Source organism: Gilliamella sp. Nev3-1 (assembly GCF_001690435.1).
In the GTDB taxonomy this organism is placed as follows: Bacteria; Pseudomonadota; Gammaproteobacteria; order Enterobacterales; family Orbaceae; genus Gilliamella; species Gilliamella apicola_C.
Map to the genome: position 1 here is coordinate 1 of NZ_LZHN01000077.1, position 1393 is coordinate 1393.

1 protein-coding gene and 1 pseudogene are annotated in these 1393 nt (G+C 44.7%); both read left to right on the forward strand.

The window, feature by feature from the left end; genetic code table 11:
- Positions 1 to 1016: pseudogene (locus A9G40_RS13025) on the forward strand (RHS repeat protein); the annotation flags it as partial.
- Positions 1013 to 1336 (forward strand): RHS domain-containing protein, encoded by a 324-nt coding sequence (locus A9G40_RS13030; RefSeq protein ID WP_065583367.1) that lies wholly within the window; start codon positions 1013 to 1015, stop codon positions 1334 to 1336. The pseudogene A9G40_RS13025 and the gene A9G40_RS13030, both read left to right, overlap by 4 nt.
- Positions 1337 to 1393 lie beyond the last annotated feature (57 nt).

Here is a 1393-nt window from a genome sequence, read left to right on the forward strand (position 1 = left end):
ATTTAAATGGCTATTTAATTGAAAAACACGAGTATGGTAACCAACATGATGAAAAACCGCTCATTACCCGCTACCAACGTGATAGCCGTGGAAAACTCATCGTAAAAGAGCTAGCTGATGGCATAAAAGAGCACTATAGTTACAATCAGAATGGATTATTAACACAAATACTCGATGGGCAATCGGTTTTAGGATGGGAATATAATAAAGTTGGTCGTTTAACGGCCGAGCACCAAAACTGGGCGACTATCCGCCATCGCTACGATGAAATCACCGGCTTACTCAATGGCACTAAACTGCCCGATGGGCAATGGTTAGAATATCATTACAATCAGGGTCAGCTACTGGGGATGACACTCGACCACCAGCCATTAGCCGCTTTTCGTTGGGATAAACAAGGGCGAGAGTATGAACGCCGTCAGGGTAATGGGCTGGTTAACCGTTACCAGTATGACCCGCTAGGGCAACTTATTGCCCATCAACGTTATCATGGTTATGATATCAGCACCCAGACCTCGCCAACGCCAATTTGGCAACAGCAGTATCACTATAATCCTAACGGACAGCTTGCCGAAATCACCGGACATCAGCCACGCCGTTACCGTTATGATAACGCCGGTCAATTACACACAGTGACTTATCCTGAGGTCAATCCCGAGCAGCATCATGCTGAAAAAGTCGAGCAGTTTGATTACGACCCAACGGGCAATAAAATCAGTGAAACCCAAGCGCTAGCCCCTATGCCTTTTCATGCCAATATCGCCAAAGGCAACCGGTTAACCTTTTTTAGTGATAAATACTTTGAATATGACCGCTTTGGTAACCTAATTGCCGAAAAGCGCGGGAAAAACCACAGTCTGGTTACCCACTATCAATACGACTGCCGGCATCGACTTATCAAAGTGATTAAACCGACAGGGCTTATCATCACTTATACTTATGATGCCTTTAACCGTCGTACTAGCAAAACTGTGGATGGTAAAACTACCGAGTTTATGTATTCGTCTCATCCATGAGACTCACCCTTGCAGGGCCAACACTAAAGCGTTGTTCAAATTTGTTCCAGACAAATTTGTGGCAAGGTAGTAAACTTATTGCTGAAACGGATAACGATAAACACTGGCAAAGCTACCTTTACGAGCCAGACTCTTACCGCCCATTAGCCCTGGTGCATGGCAATGCGCAGCAAGACAACATCAAACTCTACTGGTATCAAAACGACCACCTCGGCACACCCATAGCCCTTACCGGCAGCTTAGGTGACACCCTCTACGAATGCCAGTATAATGCCTATGGGCAGATAATAGACGAAACCTGGTATGTCCACACTTTTTAGTACCAAAAAGATAAGGTCATAGATTCATTTTATATTCAATGGGTGACTGGTAATTTA

Excerpts from the sequence above, each read along its gene's own strand:
- A9G40_RS13030 (WP_065583367.1), top strand. The coding sequence starts at position 1,013 with ATGAGACTCACCCTTGCAGGGCCAACACTAAAGCGTTGTTCAAATTTG.